Source organism: Chitinophaga caeni, assembly GCF_002557795.1.
GTDB lineage: Bacteria > Bacteroidota > Bacteroidia > Chitinophagales > Chitinophagaceae > Chitinophaga > Chitinophaga caeni.
The window spans coordinates 4,131,742-4,150,630 of sequence record NZ_CP023777.1 but is presented as its reverse complement, the minus strand read 5'-3'; the positions used below and the strand labels follow the sequence as shown (position 1 = coordinate 4,150,630).

The following is an 18,889-nucleotide window of genomic DNA, read 5'->3' as shown; positions in this document are numbered from 1 at the left end:
GATTTAATCGTCTTAAATCTTCCAAAAAAGAGTTCGAGTTCTGTACCAGCGGGTTCACGAAGCCACTTTTCAAAAGTGGCTTTTTTGTTGCAAACCCGCATAAAATAAGGGGTTTCTGCAAAAAAAGCATAACAAAGAGGCACAAGTAATTACAAGTAGAAAGGGTACCTATTCGGGTACCTTTTCCTTTTGCGACATTTGGTACCCGAACAAACCTCAACGCTTGTGTGAGTAGGGTTTTAGGTATTTGTTCACCTAAATGTTATTGTGCAATGAAACTTAATGAAAAGCTCTCCATTTTATTGATACTGGAGAAATTGAATACATCCCAAGACGGCAAAGCTGCCTAAGCCTGGCAGATCAACACTGCCATTGATCATGTTAAGGTAGCCCTTAAAAATCATTACGACATTCTATCGGTGCAGCATGATTACGTTTCCGCTGCAATGGTAAAGACTGCTTTTCAGGGTAAAAAGCCCGTAGAAAGCAAAAACTTGCTCGAAACACTGGATTCTATGATCGACAAGCTAACCCGGAAAGTAGATAAGGGAAAGCGGGCAAAAGGAACCCTATCCCGTAGGAACACTACCAAGTCAAAAGTTCAGGATTTCCTATCTTCTGAATACAAACGCAAAGACGTTCCCTTAGACCAGATCGTTTACGCCTTTGCCGAAGATTTTGCCGATTTTCTTATGCTGGAACAAGGTTTGGAGAACAATACAGCCATTAAATACCTGAAAAACGTAAAGCAGACCCTGAAAGCAGCAACAGAAAGAAACTGGCTACTTAAAAAACCACTGGCAGGTTATAAATGGTCTTATTTCAATCCTGATAGGGATATACAGGACGAATTTGAGATCATGCAGCTTTATAATAAGAAGCTGCCTATTGCCCGGCTGGCAGAGGTAAGGGACGCTTATGTTTTCATGTGCTTTACCGGCTATGCCTATAAAGATGCTTCCCTATTACAGCTCGGCCATGTTACTAAGCACTTCGATGGCGAAGACTGGATTATTAAATACAGGGAGAATACATGGTGCAGGGAAAACGTGCCTTTGTTGCCTATTGCAAAGGAAATATAGGAACGGTATAAAAACTATCCTTACTGTATCGCAAATAATGTTCTGCTGCCCATAAAGAGCAATCAGAAGATGAACAGCTACCAGAAAGAGCTTGTGGAATTATGCGGCATAGAAAAGAACCTTACTACCCATACCGCCCGTCATACCTTTGCTACATCGGTAACGCTCGCCAATGGTGTACCCGTTGAAACTGTCAGTGCATTGTAAGGTCATAAGAACATACGCACTACGCAGATTTATGCGAAGATTGTAGCCAAGATAATCAGCCAGGATATGCAGGCTCTGAACGAGAAGCTGCATTTAAAAATGCCAGTTTCCATGCTGGAAAAGAAGGCGGCGTAGTTGACACTACCAATATTTTCTGTTCATCAAAGCTTTCATTTCTTGGTCGTTGGGCCAAAATGAAAGCTTTGTTATTAGTGGTGGTTATTTCATCTCACTTTGTATCTTCTCAAACAATTCAATGAGCTTTTTGTATTCTTCATTTAGTCGTTCCTCTTCCTTGTTAAGTTCCATAGGTAATTCTAGTTTTGTATTACATTCCGAGAAATTAGAAGATTTTGGATGAACATAATTGAAAATATCAACAAAGTATTGCTTGAAATGGTCATGTTTTTTTGCCACTATCGAGTATTCGGTTACCAATTGAAAATACTCTGCAATGTTATCATCAAGTCTAACTTTAGTTTCTCGTTGTTGCTGTCCCTTTTCATAATGCTTTTTAAAACTATCAGATCCGTCTTGTTCAATCTGAGAAGCTCTCCAATAGTACTGTTTATGGACTTTATACATAGCCAAGTCTTTTAAAACTTGAGCAATTAAATATGTTCTCGCCCGGCCTTTGGAAATAATCTCTCTTTTTTTGCTTTCGTTTTCTTTGTTTGTCTTCCAATACTCAATAGCAAATTGGGCAATCAAAGTCAAACCTGCACCAATTAAAAGCGGAATAAGAGTGTTCCAAATGGAATTCGTCTCCTTTTTATCTTCTGTAAGTTTTGACACCAGTTTGTCAAAGGAACTATTTAGGAGTTCTACCTTAGTAGTACTAACAGTGTCTATATCTGGTTTCGCGTCAACAGCTTTGTTGTTTGCAATTACTTTACCGTTGGTCTGTGCGAAAGTCAGTGATAATAAAAGTGTCAAGATTATTGTGAGTAGTGTCTTCATATAATTGCCGCTAACGTTCAGGGCTTGCTAATATGTTTGAATTTATGGGCAAGCCCTTGCTATCTATTCATGTTATAGGTCGTCAAGGAAGGATGAAAGTTCATCCTTGATATTTGCAGCCGAAGCTGCTGCTACTGCGAAAAGCCGTTCCATGGTCGAATATTCATCTTCTAAATGGTTAACACGAAATCCTGCTTTATTTTTAGTTTTAATATTGAAAAACTTAAAATAATAATAACCAACTTCTGCATCATGATCTATATATTGTCCAACCTCAATAGTAGCAGCACTTGTCCGTAAAACATATGCTTCATTACGAGTAGATTCCCATTTGACCTCACCATCATTTGTTTTTTCAATGATTTTTTGGATAAACGATTTATACACTTCAGGTATCATAATATTGAGTTTTTAAAAGTCATTTTCAATGACGTCAATGTTTCATTGAATGATGTTAAAAATGTTACGAATTCTTGTAAGTCTGTTGTTGGAAGATTACCAAAACTATTTTCAGCCATTGTCAGTGTAGAAATAATTGAATTGAGTTTGTCAAAGTTTATTCTATGAACTGAAGTAGTATTTTCTAATTCACTTGCTGGTAGGCTTTCTTGATAGACGTCTCTTACTTTTTCTAATCTTAAAATTGCTTTACCATATTTCCTGCCGATTAAGTCATCCTTTGTCTGTGAAAGAAAAATTGATACATTTGAAATGTCTGAATATGATTGTAAATTTTCAATACTTCTTTTTATTCTGTCTGTAACCCTTGATAAAATAAAAATTTCTGTCAAGGCAATTGCTAGCCCCAATAATTCTGATGTATTAGCAATTAAAGACGCAGTATTTTGAGGTGTGTCAGAAAGTTTATACTTATTGTTAAGCCATAAAGCTGTCAAAATGACAACAATTAAATACCCAATGTAGATATATCTGTAGTCAGATTTTGTCATATGCAATTAGTTAATAAGGTGCCTCTGCGCACGACGCACACCTCGTAAATATACAAGATTTTTGCTTTTCATATAAACAATTGACTTAAAGACGATTGCATAAAAAATGGTTAAACTTAATCAACTGTGTATCTGCGATAACTTATGGGATTTCATTTTGTAAGAAGTTTAGAGCTGAAACTACACTAAAGGATAATTACTAAAGTCGTAATGGCTAATAATGAGAGATAGAAAATGGCTATCGTTGAGGAGATAAATGCATTCGCAATATGATTTTTACCCTCATTCAAGCCATTTGTCTGCATATCAAAGTCTATCGATTCCTCTGACATCAATCTTACTTTATTATAAAGAGCTCTATATTGTCTTTCCTGTGACAAAAAATACGCGTCTAAGATACCGAACACTAGTATGGGAAAATAAGTGATTAATATAAAGTGTTGATTAGAGTCTTTTGCAGCTAATGCAAATAAGCCAGCCATTATTGTAACAGACCATCCCTTAAGCAAAAAGGAATTTGTATTCATTCTTGAGATTATCTGCTGGATGAATTCGAGGTGTTTTATTTTGTTTTCCATATACCTAAATATAAAACATGAATTGACGTGTATCAACTTTCCAGTCGGGGGTTGCGGTTAAGATGCTACCAATTTTGTGCGAAAATTTTAAGGTCACAGGTATTCCATCTCCATAGATACAAGAGTTGTAGTTCAGCTTAGTTAATGCCAAAATATCTTCTAGAACAGTTTCAATTCTTGCATCGCCGCGAATTATTTTTACTCGCAAATTTCTGGGCATTTCCAGTGAATTACTCGTGTTAAGTCTTGGAATAAACCCTTTTGTACATAGGTACGCTTCACTGTCATCCACAATTAAAGCTGTTCCCCTTAAAGTACCATAATTACCAATTTGGCTTGAAGGATGACGGAACAGTTTTAACTCATTCATATCTTTGATTAAAATTCCAACAAGATTAGTATTGGCATTGCGTTGTGAAACAGCTTTTGAGAAGCCTTCCCACTCTTCGTCATTGAACATTGTCTTAGAGTGAATAAACAGTTCTAACGGATATTTCTTCCATTTCTCATTATAGTCGTCTAATGCCATACCAATTAATTGTTCGGCAGATTCAGAGCTTAAGTGAAACTCATAAGGCTTTGAACTTTCCCACAGACCAATGTTCCCACGAAACACAGAGCCATCACCATCCCTTAAAAACATCTGAGCAGCGCTACACACATTTTTGTTATCATTCAATTTTTTAAAAACTAGTCCTAAATAGCAGACTCCCTCTCGTATATCACCTAACTTCCACGGAAGCTTTCCAAGCTTATAATACAATGTTGTACTTTGTGTCCATGCGAAATGGGCCTTCAAATATTCGTCAAATTTCTTATTATATACCTTGTCTCGGAATTTTAAAGTACGATCGATAATTAATTGAACAGGCACTTTTACACCTTCTTGAATAAGCCTTGCTTTTAGTAGGTGATGGAAATCAGCGGCAGTATCGGTAAGAGATGAAATTGAATTATAAAAGTCCTCTTCCCCAGGAAAATCTAGGCTGGTTTGACCAAGTTTAGCTTGTGCTATATATTTTTGGGTTGAAGCTGCAATGTCTTTGCCCCAGGATTGAGGCCTACATGATTCATATATGCTATAAGGGACAACTATAAACCACAAGTCGAGCTTATTATCTTCCTTTTTCTGAAATTCAATAATGCGTTCTAGGAATAAGTCTACTAGGGAGCTAGTGCGAATCGTTCTATTTTTATTTGCAAGAAGAATTTTAATTTGCTTTTGATCAACTTCTATATTTGTCTCTGGATTATTAGGCCATTTTATATCAAATATGGCTTCAAATCCTGGAAAGCTCGGTCGCTGCCTCTCAAGCGATTTGGTAATGTTATACTTTGTTTGTGTTGATACAATTGGTTTGTTAATCTGTTGAACAAAACTTTTGTAGTCCTCTATACAATTATTTGATCCAATTAACCCAACTCTTAAGGTGTATGGATTTAGCTTTTCGTAGGGACCGAATAATGCCAAGCCATCTCTTGGATCAATAGTTTTTTGGTCAAAACCAAAAATTAGATTTGGTTCTTTAATCAACTGTAGCCTCATTATCAGTTTCTTGTTTTTGCGGTTCTAAATAGCCAAAATCGCTCATAATATATTTTGGGATACTATTAACCGTGAGAAATGCACTTCCAGCAATTGGGATATTAATTAGGTGCTCAGAATTTGTATCAGATATTTTGTACATCATACCCAAAAGCTTTTCTAGCCAATCTTTATTATACCACCCAGACCCAAGTTTACGCCTAAGTTTATGTTGTTCATCCATCTCCAATATTTCATGCCGGTTATTTGTAAAGATGATATGGCTATCAATCTTGAAATATGGAAACGGGTATATTAGCGCATAGCTGCTAATACCAAAACTCCAAAATTTATCAATATGTTTACCTGTTACCGAAACATTATTCTTGTCGAAATCCTTTAAACTAATTCTTTTTCTATGTGATTCCGTACTTGGATAGAAGAATACGGGAGATTTAGACTGCTCATATTTTTTTAATCCTTTTTGATATAGAAAAGCCTCTATAGTATGATTCAACAATTTCACAATTTTCCTCTTAGGATCATTTAAAATAAAAAAATCGTCTACGCTCACTGCCTTTTCTTTTAGAATATCATCAACTAAAAAACTGTATGTTGAAGTACAACTTATAGATTGGGGATAATCGTCCGCAGGAAAGAAAGAAATATGTCGATTCCCCTCTACAATAAAAGGGAACATAAAGTCTAGTAAATCCATTTTCCTACTTAATACTGGTTGATGAACATATAGCTTTTCAGGAAGGTTAAAGTCAAACCAATTGGTATAAATCTTTTCGGGTTTATCATTAACTACACTGCCAATTTTGAATGAGTCGAGCCAAAATCCTATTGAGTCTGATTCTGGTTCACCAATAGGAATCTGTTGCCTTTTTAGATTTTTGACAAGTGTATCTAACCCTTCTTGCCAATTATCATAAAAATCAATTGAGTGTAATCCCAAAATTTGAACGGGAAAATCATCGGGGTTTGTCGCGTCAATGCAAACAGGAGAAATGAAGTTTGATATATTTTTCACCCTATCAGCACAGGATATTTCTTTAAAAACTCCGGTCCTTTGATTTTTAACCTTCGCACAATATGATTTGGAGATAATCGGAATAAACTTCGCCGAATCCTCTCTTATCGTTGATTCAATTTGAGGCCAAAAAGCATCTCCAATACTTAGTTCCTCTAACTCAATCCAGACATCATAGCCTAGCAGTTTTAGCTTCGACGCAAGCCAAATAGCAAAATAATTGTCCTCTGGGGTTGTATGGCTCAAGAAAATTTTGGTTTTCATGGCTAGTTAACTTCTAAATTGGTTTATTCTATTAATTTATCGCAATATTTACAAGTATATGAATTTCTTTGAATAATAAGGGGGCGAATTCCACAGAATCTAAAAAAAGTGGTGATCCTAGTACATACGCAATAATTGCAACAAGGAAATTCATTAGCCGCATGAGAGAATGGGAGTAAGAACCCAGGCAAAAGTCTGTAAAACCACCGACTTTGGAGGGAGCTTCTAGCCCCTATCCAAAAGCAATTAGTTTTGAGCCGCGGAGAAGGATTCCAGCAGCTCAAAACACAACTTGTTATGTTCCGGTGAACATAAAATCCGCTCTTCGATTGGATTAGTTGTAGAAGTGTTTCCTTTCAAAATCCGGCCAAAATGCTGCCAGTTTATGAGAAGTCGAGATACAGCTATGTTTCTTTGTACAGGCATTGGGCATTGAATAGAGAGATGAGCGGTTGCCGAGGTATTCATGTCCCTATGTAACCATATAGTCATATAACCTCAGGTAAAAAAAACATATCTGGATAAGCAGTTATGTATGTCATGCGTTGTTCAGGTATAGATGAAGATGGTTTAGCCGACACTGTTGGCTATACATCAGCAGACAGCTATGCCAGCTACTACCTCCATTCATTAGGACAGATATAGATATGCCGTTAACGGGGTAATCGAATGTAGGTGTTCTACTACCCCTGTCTGGATTGTTGCTATAAAAGTAAGCCGGGATACGTAGGAATTAATGCAGTGCCTTGAACCGAAGGTGAAAGTATCCTGATACTATAAATAACTAACATTTGCAAGTTCCAACAAGCAAATAGCATGACCTCATGAAGCCTTTTTACCGCTACTAGCAGGATACGCCATATCAGAATACTACGGGCTTCCTCGGTACCTGCTGCACTTTTTCTTTCAGGTATGGCCATAGTGATACTCACCGAAACGGGTCATTTCGATCCATCATTAACTACAATTTCGGTTACCTTCCAGAACAGCAAAATCAGGCACGCCGCGATATTGACGCCCTGAAAATCAGCTTCAAATTATTACGTGATTCTTCCCTTTCGGGCCGTATCACGTTTTTCATTTTTTACGCACCAATATGCAACGGTCTTTCAGTGATGACCGCAATTATAGGTGATCGTTGTAGCCGAAACCTGGACCGTAGCGAAGATTCCCCCACCATGGATGCCAAAATCGACGTCCACCGGCAATCCATACCTGTTGTAGGACGAAACCTTCATGGAATTGTTGACACTGAAATCCCGGTCCAGGAACTGCCAAACCGGGTTTGTCCGGCGCAGGCCGATCTTGTCGTCGTAGGTAAACGTCTCGGTGCTGCTGCTGCCACCCGATTGCCGTATGATCTTTTCAATATTGCCCTGCCGGTTATAAACGAAGTCAGATGTAATGAGCGTAGAGAGGCCATAAAAATCCGTTGCCTGGATGATCCTGTTCTCACTGTCGTATTTATAGGTGGAAACGTTGCCGACAACCAGGTGTCCAAAGTCCGGCGACGGCAAAGGCACTCCCGGTCCAACATAGCCGAAGGAGTAAGATGTATCGGTGACGATCCGGTTCCTGTCATCGTATTGATACCGGTGCCAGTTTTCGAAATATGGATTGGGTGGTTCGTAAACGCTGTAGAAGTCGCTCAGCCGCCCCTTTTTATCGTAAAGGAAAACGTAATTCGGAGAGCCGGTGCCCACCGATGCACGGGTCATGCGGATTGGCCGGTCTTTGTTGTCGTACGTGATCACTAGGGAATCGCCAATGAAAAGGCCTCCTTTCAATTTCACGATTTGGCAACTAGCTGCGCGGGGGATCACATCTTGATATTTATTGCAACCAGAAAGATACGGGATTGCACATACCAAAATACAGCCCGATATCAGTAGTAATAACTTTTTCATAAAATTTAGATTGAATTATTTACATGAATATTCGAATTCCGCGAAAGTAAACGGTGTTGTAGCGAAATACCCGGTCCTGTAGCCGGAAAGAATGATGGACGTTGGGAGCCCATACGTATTGTATGCCGCAACGGGGAGCGGATTATTCATACTATAGTCCCTGTCTAAAAATTGCCAGATGGGATGCAGGCGGTGATAATTGACCTTGTTATCGTAAGTGTAACTGATCGTCGTCGAACCGCCATCCGACCGTTCTTCGACCGACGTAAGGTTGCCGGCGCCGTTATACGTGTACAGCCGGGTCATGAAGACAGTATCGTGGCCGTAGGTGTCGGTTGATCTGACGATCCGGTCCAGGTGATCGTATGAGTAGGTAGCAATATTACGGACGCCGAGATAGGGCCTTCCCGGGCTTGGGATCGGCACATTTCCAGGTCCCACTTCCCCGAACTCGTACGTGGAATCGAGGATGATCCGGTTTTTGGCGTCGTAGGAATAACGGTGCCAGATGTCGAACGCGGTAGGATTCAAATAAACGCCGTAAAAGTCGGTCAATCTTCCTTTTTGGTCATAGAGGAACAAGTAATTGGGCGAGCTCGTTCCCACAATGCCACGAACGATGCTCTCCGGGTTACCTTTTTTGTCGTAAGTGATCCTGTAAGAATCGACGTCCTTCTGGAAGTGAAGGTCGCCTTTCACTTTTGTAATTTTGCAGAAGGGGTTGCCAGGGGGAGGCAGATGGGGGTCTTTCAGACAGCCGGATAGCAGGGCCCCGGCCAGCATCACGCATGCGGATGCGAACAATGAAACTCTCATGCTTTAAATTTGAAGGTTAAGAAATCACAGATCAGTGGTGTAATGGAAAACAGGAATATTGGTTGAATTTCAGCAGAAATTACCTGCGCGGCCGGGGTAGTTCCATTCAGTGTATTGTCCTTTTACCGCAGAGTCGTTACATTCGTCTATTGGAAGAATTATTCAACTGCCAATCTACCAATGATTCCAGGTAAAAGGAATGATTACGATCATATGTTCAGTTGATATTTATCCGCGTTGTCTATAATTTCAAATCATCCAGAAAATCGAAAATTTACTTTTTCCATTGATGTGTATCAATTTGCCATACATTATAAAAGAGTTCATAGTTTAATTCGTTTAAATACGTCTAGGCCTGAAGGGTAACCCCCCGGGTACCTATAGGGTGGCAAAATACAACATTCGACTCCTGGTGGGCGTTTCGCTGGAATTGTAAAGATGCCAGCGGGATCATAAACAACTTTCAAAACCTGCGACCATCGCAAGTTTTGTTTTTTTGAGCGTTTCGAAGCGTTCCTTCCGTATATACTAAACTCTATGATAATAAACGCTGCACGGGAAGGAATTATTTACTCCTAGTTTTATTAAATTGTATTACATTAAGTTGTAATTCTGTTCGTAATTCAAGTGATAAGATTGTAGCTGATAGCGAAGTTGATTTGAGTAATGTTGTTTTGATAGATAGACCAAATATTGATTCCAACAGGCAAGCTTAAATTGATTTTTAGGGTAATGAAGCGGGCTTAGATAATGCATTATTAGATATGTCGATTAATGGAGTTTTTATGGGTGAGCCGAGTACAGAAAAAAAGTATTGGGGGCTTTAGATACTCTAGTGGATTGGGATATTAGTAAATGCGTTTTCTTGGTGACGAAGGATCAGTCGCGATTATTTAAGTTGCACCACTCAAATGGAGGGGGAATTGATGACTATGATGTTTTTACAATTTGTAATAATATTGATTCAGCGATCGGTCAAAAATATTTGATTACGGATATGACTGATTTTATATCAGGAAGTGCTATACGTCTTGGAATGCATGAAGGTGATTTTCTTCATAAATTTGATAGTGTTGATTGGAAAATTTATTACTAGGATAATAAGAAAATATTTTCTTTCCATAATCGATATATGACCTATCTGGCAGAGTATGTTTTTATTGATGGATTGTTAATTGAGTTTAGATTTGGTTATGATGAATCATAAATATTAGCTCTTTGTGAGCTCTCGTAAGCTAAAAACCTTGAATTTCCTATAGTATCGAATTACTTTATCACCGGTATTTTATTTTTATCAAAATCTCAAAAACCTTGGGCTTAGTTGTTTGGAAATATAGCTATGGCATCTCCCTTCAATTTACCTATTTTAAATTTCGTTCTTTTAATAGCGCCTCCAATTCCTTGCTATCATATTTAGCTTTGTTAGCCAATTTATATATCAAGAATAAAGGTATCAGCGTTAATAATCCCCAGGTGTTTTTCATAACGCTGTAAAGCACGATGCCGATTAGAAATCCGATTAATACCGTGGTAATGAGAGTCTTTGTCTTGATTTTTTTTGATTCTTCTAACAGTTCTTGATCTGTTAATTCTGATAATTTTTTTTGTTCCATTTTGAAATGTTGCGTTAATTCCCGATCCAATAAACTATCAGTAAACGAATAATATGTACTTTATTGGATAATGCCTTGTAAAGGTAGTTACTACCGTTAAGGGAGGAAATTAGTATTTCTATTCAATATTTACAAATTGGAGCTTATCATTATTTAGCAATAAAAAATCATTGTTGTCCGACTAAATTTTAACCTGGGAGTACTTTTGACCCCTCAATAGTTCGATTCAATGTTCATCTGCTCGTTTCTTGTACTTTTTTGCTTGCCCAAAAAAGTACCAAAATAGGGCACAAATTGGCCATTACGGCCACCAATTTGATCGCTCGATCTGGCCTTTCTACTACTGTATGGCCAAGCTACCCTTCGCTATCAACGGTGCGAAGTTCCACGGTTCTCTTGGCAGGGGGTGAATGTATCATCCTTCGCTTATATCCTTGAACAGGTAAGGGATTCAAGTGCCTTTAAAGCATTTTTAGTCGGACAACAATGATAAAATATGAATAATACTACTCCCCGGATATTCCCTTCAAGACCTTTGCCGCATTATCATTCTCTGGGTTTAACGCCAAGGATTTTTTATATGCCTTAATAGCCGCTTCTTTTTTGCCCAATTTTAGCAATATTTCACCATAGCTGTCATAGGTATTGAACGCGTCGGGGTATAACCTTGTATTGAGTTCAAATATTTTTAGCGCATCAGTATCCGCTCCTTGACTTAATAACATATATCCTAAGCCGTTGATACTTTGTTCGCTTACGTTGTACGAAGATTCTTTTCCTTTCCCTATCTCTCTTTTGATCAGATCGATCGTTTTTTCTATCGACTTCGATTTTATATAATACTGGGCAATGGGTTCCAGGTTCATCAAGCGTTCTTTTTCCTGCTGTTCAGCCAGCGTTTCTACACTGTAATATTTTCGTTCTTCATCGGTAACTTTAGTGGGATCCAAATTGTAACGCTTCCATTTACCTTGGGTCGAGCTGTTTTTAATGATTTGTGTTCCGTATACCTGCGGCAGTCCTTTACGCATCAAATCCCTGTCAACCGCGGCTGCATACCACCACCTGTTCAAGCTGGAATCCATTTCTAATGCTGTTTTGAAACTTTTTACAGCGATACCGCTTGCAATAGTGTCGTTTCCATGTTGAAAAATGATCCCTACATTATAATAATCTTTTGCTGTTTTTATTTTTCCTGCTTTCATAAACGAAAGCGTTTTTACCCTTCTTATGCTATCCTGTTTGTTTAATTCTTTCCAATCGATATTTTGTCCCATCCGCTGTTTCTGGTCATTGTCTGCCATTCGTTGCAATTCTGGGTTGTCTTGCGCAAATACTGGGATAGATGCAAGTATGCCAATTGTTAACGTAAATAAGAGTTTCATATTTTGGATGTTCTTAAGTGTTGGAATCATCTTTATATTCTCCTGATGTCATTTATGATCTTGCCAAGCACGTAATCTTGTCCCTCGATTTTATTGTAACGTTGATATATAAAAGCTAGGTTAAATGGTTCTTGTTCGTACCGGTTCCAAATATTTTTATCTATGTCAAATGGACTCGCTCCGGGCTTTGTTCTGATTGAGCCTGTTAATCCTTGAGTAATATGATTCTTGAATAACTTCCGCATAGACAGGTGGTACTGGACAATATTCGCTAATTATTATGGATGGATGAACTTGAGATTAATATCCGCTCGGCATTAGTTTATATCCGTTTTCTTAAAAATCTATTTCTACAGGGATGAGCAACTCCACTTTCGTGCCTGTCAAGCTATGGTCTACCTGGTGCAGATCCAGTATATTCACCATTACTTCGATGCCCGTTTGCTTGGCCAGAATTTCTAATCGCTCCCGGCTAATAGTGGTTGATAAGGATTTTTTCTTCCCGTCGGGGTTTTCTTTCAAGGATTTAATGCCGGGACCATTGTCAATAATATATACCAATAACGAATCTCCCTGCAAGGTTAGTTCCACGTCAATTTTGCCCCTTTCTTTTGCATTAGCGACACCGTGGAGGATGGCGTTTTCTACGAAGGGTTGTATCAGCATCGGTGGGATGCGGACCTGGTCGATTCTTTCGGGGTAAAATTTCTTTATTTCATAATCAAAATTATCTTCATACCGCATTTTTTGCAATCCCAGGTAATACTCTAGGGTTTCTATTTCTGCTTCCAGCGGAACCCAGTTTTCCCTGGAAAGTTCAAGGCTATTGCGTAATAAGCGGCTAAATTGGTTCAGGTATCGCAGGGCCTTATCTTTTTCATCTATGCGGATATAGCTTTGCAAGGCGGCGAGCGTGTTGAATACGAAGTGCGGTTCCATTTGGGTGCGGAGCAGTTGTTGTTTCAGCTCCATGGCTTTCTTTTGCAGTTGGACTTTTTCTTTTTCTTCCTGGAGCCGCATTTGTTTGCGGCCAATGTATAGTATTACGATGATCGCAATGGCCAGTAGGGAGGCCAACGCGGCTATAATCAGCCATAAGCGGTTTTGTGCCAGTTTATTTTCCGTCATCAGAACTTGTTGATTCAAGTTCATTATATGTTTTTCATTGGATTGTAACTTGTATATCGTGCCCATTTCAGCGATAGACTGTGCATATTTATTTTCATATACCACCTTGTACTTTTCTAGAAGTAAATTGTATTCCTCGAAGGCTTTATCAAATTGGTGGGTATGAAAAAAATAATCGACCAATGCTTCTTGATAGAGCAGGTAATCGGCATCACCCAGGTAATTTTTATCATTTTTGATGATCTCTTGTGCTTGCTCAATATAATTTCGGGCTTGAGGGAATTTCTTTAACTGTAGATAGTTTTGCGAGAGGTTAATATAATCTTTAAATAGGTTGCTATGGCTTGCCGGGTATTGCGGCGACTCCTGCAACACGATTTTGTCTAATGACAGTATTTTATTATGATACATTATGGCCGAATCATATTGCCCCAGCTCTTGGAAATAATGGGCCTTTTCATCGTATAAGAATCTCGGGTTGACAAGATTTTGGTTCTGTTGCCAAATTGTATCGATAACCTGTATATAATGGTACACGGAATCGAGGTTCCCGCCGGAGGATAAACGGAAATTATTGGCCAGTTGCCTGTAAGCGCGGTATTTCAGTCGCACCGGCGTACCGGTAGCATGTAGTGCTTGGATGGCTTTCCGGTTCCAGGCCATCGCTTGTGTATATTGGTTGAGCCTTGCATCGGACTGTGCCGTGGCCATAAAAATACTGGCCTTCTGCACGGTGGTCAGGTCCAGCGAAGAATCAGCGTCGATTTGTTGGGATGCTAAGTTAAAATAGTAATTCTCCTGGTGAATATTTCCTTCTATCGTCGCGATGTTACCTTCGCCGTAGTTTAATAAAACCTGCATTTCTCCCGGTTCATCGGCTGTTTGCAATGCATCCCAGGCTTTCCGCATGAAGAATTTTAAAGAGTCCAAATCTCCCCGGTTGTAGAAAGCGCCGGCAATCCTGTAATATATACGTGCTTTGGCTTGGGCATCATGGGAAAACGTTTTGTTATGTAGTGTCTTTCTCCAAAACGGGAGCTGTTTTTCTTTGGCTAGCTGCTGCGCTTGTTGCTCCAGGATTGTCAGCTGTTCTTTATTTTCAGTTCTGTTAACTTTCCCGTGTTCATTTGGCTTATCAATACAACCAAGTATACACAGCATGCCCGTACATAACAGGAGTGAAAGCGTGTATGAAAGCAGTTTATTTTGCAGCATATTCAAGTTATTGCCCCTGGGTGAGTTGTTGTACAACGGCTTCTTTTTTACGTACCGATACCGGTATTTGCGTTTTGTCTTTCAGTATGATATACCCGGTTTTAATATAGCGATCGATCAGGGTTGTATTGACCAGGTAAGATTGGTGGGGCCGCAAAAACCATCTTTCGGGCAATAGGTCCTGGTAATATTTTAATGGTTTAGACACCATTATTTTTCTATTACCGGTTAATATGAAATTGGTATAGCTGCCCTCGCTTTTCAAATAAATGATTTCCTTCAACTGTAATACCTGTAAGTATTCTAGCGTATGAAGCACCATGGGATCTTCCAAGCTCAGCATTTCATTTTTTAAGCGGCTTTCGGCTACTGATATTTGCTGTTGTTGTGTTGATGGATCGAAATTTTTTGCCCTTACTTTTCCGAGCGCTTCTTGTAATTCTTTTTCATCTAAGGGCTTCAGTAAATAGTCCAATGCGCCCAGTTTAATGGCCTTGATCGCGTAATGGTTATAAGCCGTAATGAAAATTACCTGGAAGGGGATGTCATCTAGCTGTTGTAAGACATCAAAGATGGTTCCGTCCGTAAGCTGGATATCCATCAGTGCCAAATCGGGTTGTTGGGTGCGTATCAGCTCGGTAGCGCTAAAGACAGTCCCGGCAGTACCAACCAGTTCTAAATCTTCCTCCTGGTTTACCAACCATTCGATTTCTTTCTGGATGGCCGGTTCATCTTCGATAATAATTGTCTTAATCATGCGCTCAGATTTATTCAAATTTATTAAATAATAGTTTGACAACAATGCCATGCGGTTGTTAATCACTATTGATATTATATTTTATTCATTGTTGTCCGGCTAAATTTTCAACGAAAAAACTATCATCACCTCAAAAGTTCGATTCAATGTTCATCTGCTCGTTTCTTGTACTTTTTTGCTTGCCCAAAAAACCAAAAAAAAGGCACAAATTGGCCATTACGGCATCAATTTGATCGCTCGATCTGGCCTTTCTACTACTGTATTGCGAAGCTACCCTTCGCTATCAACGGTGCGAAGTTCCACGGTTCTCTTGGCGGGGGGGAATGTATCATCCTTCGCTTATATCCTTGACCAGGTAAGGAATCCAAGTACCTTTAAAGCATTTTTAGTCGGACAATAATGATTTTATTTATAATATTCTATCTCTTTTCGCTCCTTGATTTTATAACCATTTACTTCCTGTGTTCTTTCAATCCAATTACCTAAACTATCCAGGCGGTAGGTGAATTTTTTAATTTTAATTTTCTTATCCTGGTCTACATACCTTGTACTGGATAGCTTTCCATAGGGATCGTATCTGAAATAGGTATACAGCGTATCATTAATGTCGTTCGATTTTAGCTTGGATAGGATTTTGCGACCTTGTTCATCCCTTTCCCACCATGTCTCTTCCAAGGCATTATAACCGGGGATGAAGAATTTTGAGTAGATGATATGATCCTGCTTGTCATAAGACGAAATTCCGGTTGAATACAAAGATCCGTCCGTATTGTACGATTTTAGTATTATTTTCCGGTGCCGGGGTTTGTACTTATACGTTGTTAATAGCGCTAAACTGTCGGGATGCCGGTAAAAGTATTTTTTCTTGACGCGACCGTGACGGTTATTTACATAACCCGTTTTTTGGTTATTCAATAACTCGGAAGTCAAAAAATTATTTTGATCAAATATCCAGTAGGAAGTATCGTAGCGAACGGGTTTCCCGGGGTTATGTATTTCTAGCTGCTTTTGAGTTCGGTATCCATCTGCATTGAAGGAATCAGTAGATTTTATAAACAATCGCCCATCCTGTTGATACCTGTACGTGATCACCTTTCGGGGATGTCCTGCCAGACCTAGTTCTTCGGCATTTTGGTGTTTGCTCGAAACATATTTCCAAGTACTACATGCGTTCAAGGCAATTAAGCATAATATAGTAATGAGTCCTCTCATCGAGCAGCTTTTTCATCAAATGAAGTAAATTGTACGGAATGCCGGGGCCTTAAATTTCTATCCGTAGGTTTTTAATTAGTATTTGGTGCCTGCCGGATTCACATGGTAGCGGGTTTTGCTCTATTTCTGTTCGTTAGTATTTTGATGGGCTTACCGGGAGCTATACCTGCTGAATTTCCTATCGCCATCCGGTATCCTGTTGACCGTAAAACCTTTCATTTATGAGACTTGTTTCTTTGTGGGCGCTTCTTACATTCATTTATTTACCTTCCTGTTTTAATATAAATGCAGATCTATCGCAGACTACTTGGATGAACTGTGGTGCAAAAGCCGGTCTATCCGATATTTTGATGTTTGATGATAGTCATAACTGGCTTAGAAATGATACGATTTTTACCGGGAAGGATTCTGCGGTTGCAACGATTGTAAAATTAGATTTACACTACGTTGAAAGAAGGTTATTGGTGAAAGATTTTAATAATAAAATTTACTGGTTTTGCGAACAATAAAATTCCTTTTGGTAAAGGAAAAGTTGCTACAGGTGCCGGTTCATGATCTTTTGCTCCAGCGATTTACCGTTAATAATGATATTATTTAAATACCTAGAGAGAAAGCGCCAACAACCACGGAATAACTACCAGGAACGTGATGATAATAACGCCAATATTAAACCAAATAGGAATTTTAACATCGTTTTCGAATGCCTGGTACTCCTTTCGTAACGGTGGGGTAAATTGTATTTTGGAAAGTTGCTGTTTACAATAAGTACAATGTGCCAGGCCGGTTTTCCCGATTGAGAACAAAGGGATACCGAATATATGCACATACCTACCAATGAAATTTATTTGAATGTTGGACGTATGACAATTTTGACACTGCACTTTCTTTATCTGTAGCGGGATTATTTTGAGAACTTTATTCTTTACACCGTATAAAAATAACATACAATTGATGATTTCTGATGCAAAATTAAAGGGCTTACATCCTCGATAGAAGCAGTAATTTATATCTGTATCGACTGCCTTAGTATTTGAGATAGCTATTAATAATCCCGGATTTAAACCCAATCTAAACGGATATGAATAGGGGGTATCAACTGCACTAAATTCCTTTTACCTTTCATTTTTAATGAATTACTATTGGGACTCCAATTTTTAAGCCTGATGGTATGGCTATCGCGAATATTGTTTTTTTCATTATTGTCATATTCATACTTTTTGCTTACCTGGTGGTAAAATCGATGCACTACGTTAAGCCGAATCCGCCGGGTACGATGTTTTATATTACGGTCGTTGGCCTTATCCTACTGCTGCTCCTCTCGTATGCATTCAGTTGGTTCCTGCTATTTAAGATAGAAAGGACTTGGATCAGGGTGTTTAACATTATTTTTCTATTCGTGACATCGATTACCCTTATTATTTACACTACATTATTCATTGCCAGCATTATAGAGTATTTCAATAGCAAATAATTCCAGGCGCATTACCTGTCATTTTTCCTGCAATAATCAACCAGGAAACCGGATCGACCGCTTTGTTTTTGCATGGCTTTGGCCACCGGGGCAGTTGTAATAAAAAGATAACAAGTGTTTTCTGCCTGTTCATTCAATAACTGTTCCACTGACTTTTCTATATCATCCGTGAGCAATAGAGCTTTGTCAGATGCTTCATCCTTATCATCGTCTCCGCTCCAGTAGGACTTCTCCGGCCATTTTATAAAATTTGTATTAGGAAGATTTACACCGAATTGGACTTCCTTACCCGCTTCGTTGAAAATGAAGTATAATGTCTTGTTACTTGAAAATCCGCCTTTGTATAATTCGGGAGTCTTGTTATATTCTTTTTTCAACTGTTGAAGAATTTTCATGATTTCTTGCGATGATTTATATCTTGATGAGCCGCAAGCCATCCATATTTTTTCATCATTCCAATCGGTAACTAAGCCCAGGTCTTCGAAGGGAACCCCGGCGTATTGCGCCAATGGCCTTGATACGGACCTGGTACGGGAGGAATATTGGATAAAGCCCCGTAGCGCAGAATCGTTCTCAAATCGCACTTCTTCACTAGACAGGGTGAATCCCTCATCGTTGGTGCCTACAAAAATACTTTCATCTTTGAAAAAGTGGTCTAAGTCAAGATCAAACTGGAAATGATCCAATTTTAGCGCATCTTTTCCGTATTGCGGTTTTTCTTGCAGGCAAGATGGTAGCATAAAACTTATTATAGTGATGAACAGAATAGATTTTTTATATCGC

The 18,889-nt window shown here is 38.9% G+C and carries 18 protein-coding genes; 4 read left to right on the top strand and 14 right to left on the bottom strand.

Going from position 1 to position 18,889, the window contains the following annotated elements:
- The first annotated feature begins 446 nt into the window (after window positions 1–446).
- The gene (locus COR50_RS17400) at window positions 447–1,082 is read left to right on the top strand and encodes a site-specific integrase (RefSeq protein ID WP_262496273.1); all 636 of its coding nucleotides are present in this window, start codon (window positions 447–449) and stop codon (window positions 1,080–1,082) included.
- A gap of 69 nt (window positions 1,083–1,151) precedes the next feature.
- Window positions 1,152–1,289 (top strand): site-specific integrase, encoded by a 138-nt coding sequence (locus COR50_RS22490; RefSeq protein WP_198405685.1) that lies wholly within the window; start codon window positions 1,152–1,154, stop codon window positions 1,287–1,289.
- A gap of 219 nt (window positions 1,290–1,508) precedes the next feature.
- Here COR50_RS22490 and COR50_RS17390 read toward each other — a convergent pair whose 3' ends face one another.
- From COR50_RS17390 to COR50_RS17350, 8 genes are all read right to left on the bottom strand, one after another.
- Window positions 1,509–2,249 carry a hypothetical protein gene (locus COR50_RS17390; RefSeq protein ID WP_098195167.1) on the bottom strand — a complete coding sequence of 247 codons (741 nt, stop codon included), beginning with the start codon at window positions 2,247–2,249 and terminating at the stop codon, window positions 1,509–1,511.
- Window positions 2,250–2,321: 72 nt separating this feature from the next.
- The gene (locus COR50_RS17385; RefSeq protein WP_098195166.1) at window positions 2,322–2,648 is read right to left on the bottom strand and encodes a hypothetical protein; all 327 of its coding nucleotides are present in this window, start codon (window positions 2,646–2,648) and stop codon (window positions 2,322–2,324) included.
- On the bottom strand, window positions 2,645–3,199 hold the full coding sequence (locus tag COR50_RS17380; protein WP_098195165.1) for a hypothetical protein: 555 nt from the start codon (window positions 3,197–3,199) through the stop codon (window positions 2,645–2,647). The genes COR50_RS17385 and COR50_RS17380 overlap by 4 nt, the downstream gene beginning before the upstream one ends.
- Before the next feature lie 185 nt (window positions 3,200–3,384).
- Window positions 3,385–3,777, bottom strand: a complete 393-nt coding sequence (locus COR50_RS17375) for a hypothetical protein (RefSeq protein ID WP_098195164.1) — start codon at window positions 3,775–3,777, stop codon at window positions 3,385–3,387.
- A 4-nt stretch (window positions 3,778–3,781) separates the two neighbouring features.
- On the bottom strand, window positions 3,782–5,323 hold the full coding sequence (locus tag COR50_RS17370) for an argonaute/piwi family protein (RefSeq protein ID WP_098195163.1): 1,542 nt from the start codon (window positions 5,321–5,323) through the stop codon (window positions 3,782–3,784).
- Entirely contained in the window at window positions 5,304–6,602 is a 1,299-nt protein-coding gene (locus COR50_RS17365; RefSeq protein WP_098195162.1) for a toll/interleukin-1 receptor domain-containing protein, read from the bottom strand. The genes COR50_RS17370 and COR50_RS17365 overlap by 20 nt, the downstream gene beginning before the upstream one ends.
- A 1,109-nt stretch (window positions 6,603–7,711) precedes the next feature.
- A complete protein-coding gene (locus COR50_RS17355) occupies window positions 7,712–8,509 on the bottom strand; it encodes a hypothetical protein (protein ID WP_098195160.1) in 798 nt (265 codons plus the stop codon).
- Window positions 8,510–8,524: 15 nt separating this feature from the next.
- A complete protein-coding gene (locus COR50_RS17350; RefSeq protein ID WP_157760956.1) occupies window positions 8,525–9,208 on the bottom strand; it encodes a hypothetical protein in 684 nt (227 codons plus the stop codon).
- 982 nt (window positions 9,209–10,190) lie between these two features.
- On the opposite strand from COR50_RS17350, the gene COR50_RS17345 reads away from it, so the two are divergent.
- A complete protein-coding gene (locus tag COR50_RS17345; protein WP_157760954.1) occupies window positions 10,191–10,421 on the top strand; it encodes a hypothetical protein in 231 nt (76 codons plus the stop codon).
- A gap of 265 nt (window positions 10,422–10,686) precedes the next feature.
- On the opposite strand, the gene COR50_RS17340 is transcribed toward COR50_RS17345, so the two are convergent.
- The 5 genes from COR50_RS17340 to COR50_RS17315 all read right to left on the bottom strand — a co-directional run bounded on the left by COR50_RS17340 (window position 10,687) and on the right by COR50_RS17315 (window position 16,635).
- Window positions 10,687–10,938, bottom strand: coding sequence for an FUSC family protein (locus tag COR50_RS17340; RefSeq protein ID WP_098195157.1), 252 nt, complete (start codon window positions 10,936–10,938; stop codon window positions 10,687–10,689).
- A 506-nt stretch (window positions 10,939–11,444) separates the two neighbouring features.
- The gene (locus tag COR50_RS17335; RefSeq protein ID WP_098196303.1) at window positions 11,445–12,323 is read right to left on the bottom strand and encodes a tetratricopeptide repeat protein; all 879 of its coding nucleotides are present in this window, start codon (window positions 12,321–12,323) and stop codon (window positions 11,445–11,447) included.
- A 336-nt stretch (window positions 12,324–12,659) separates the two neighbouring features.
- Entirely contained in the window at window positions 12,660–14,666 is a 2,007-nt protein-coding gene (locus tag COR50_RS17325; protein WP_098195155.1) for a histidine kinase, read from the bottom strand.
- A 7-nt stretch (window positions 14,667–14,673) separates the two neighbouring features.
- Complete coding sequence (locus tag COR50_RS17320) at window positions 14,674–15,423, bottom strand: LytR/AlgR family response regulator transcription factor (protein WP_098196302.1); 750 nt, start codon at window positions 15,421–15,423, stop codon at window positions 14,674–14,676.
- Between the two features lie 405 nt (window positions 15,424–15,828).
- Window positions 15,829–16,635, bottom strand: coding sequence for a hypothetical protein (locus COR50_RS17315; protein ID WP_098195154.1), 807 nt, complete (start codon window positions 16,633–16,635; stop codon window positions 15,829–15,831).
- A gap of 221 nt (window positions 16,636–16,856) precedes the next feature.
- On the opposite strand from COR50_RS17315, the gene COR50_RS17310 reads away from it, so the two are divergent.
- Entirely contained in the window at window positions 16,857–17,144 is a 288-nt protein-coding gene (locus COR50_RS17310; protein ID WP_157760952.1) for a hypothetical protein, read from the top strand.
- Window positions 17,145–18,117: 973 nt separating this feature from the next.
- Here the strand turns inward: COR50_RS17310 and COR50_RS17295 are convergent.
- Window positions 18,118–18,846 (bottom strand): hypothetical protein, encoded by a 729-nt coding sequence (locus COR50_RS17295; RefSeq protein ID WP_098195150.1) that lies wholly within the window; start codon window positions 18,844–18,846, stop codon window positions 18,118–18,120.
- Between the last annotated feature and the right edge of the window lie 43 nt (window positions 18,847–18,889).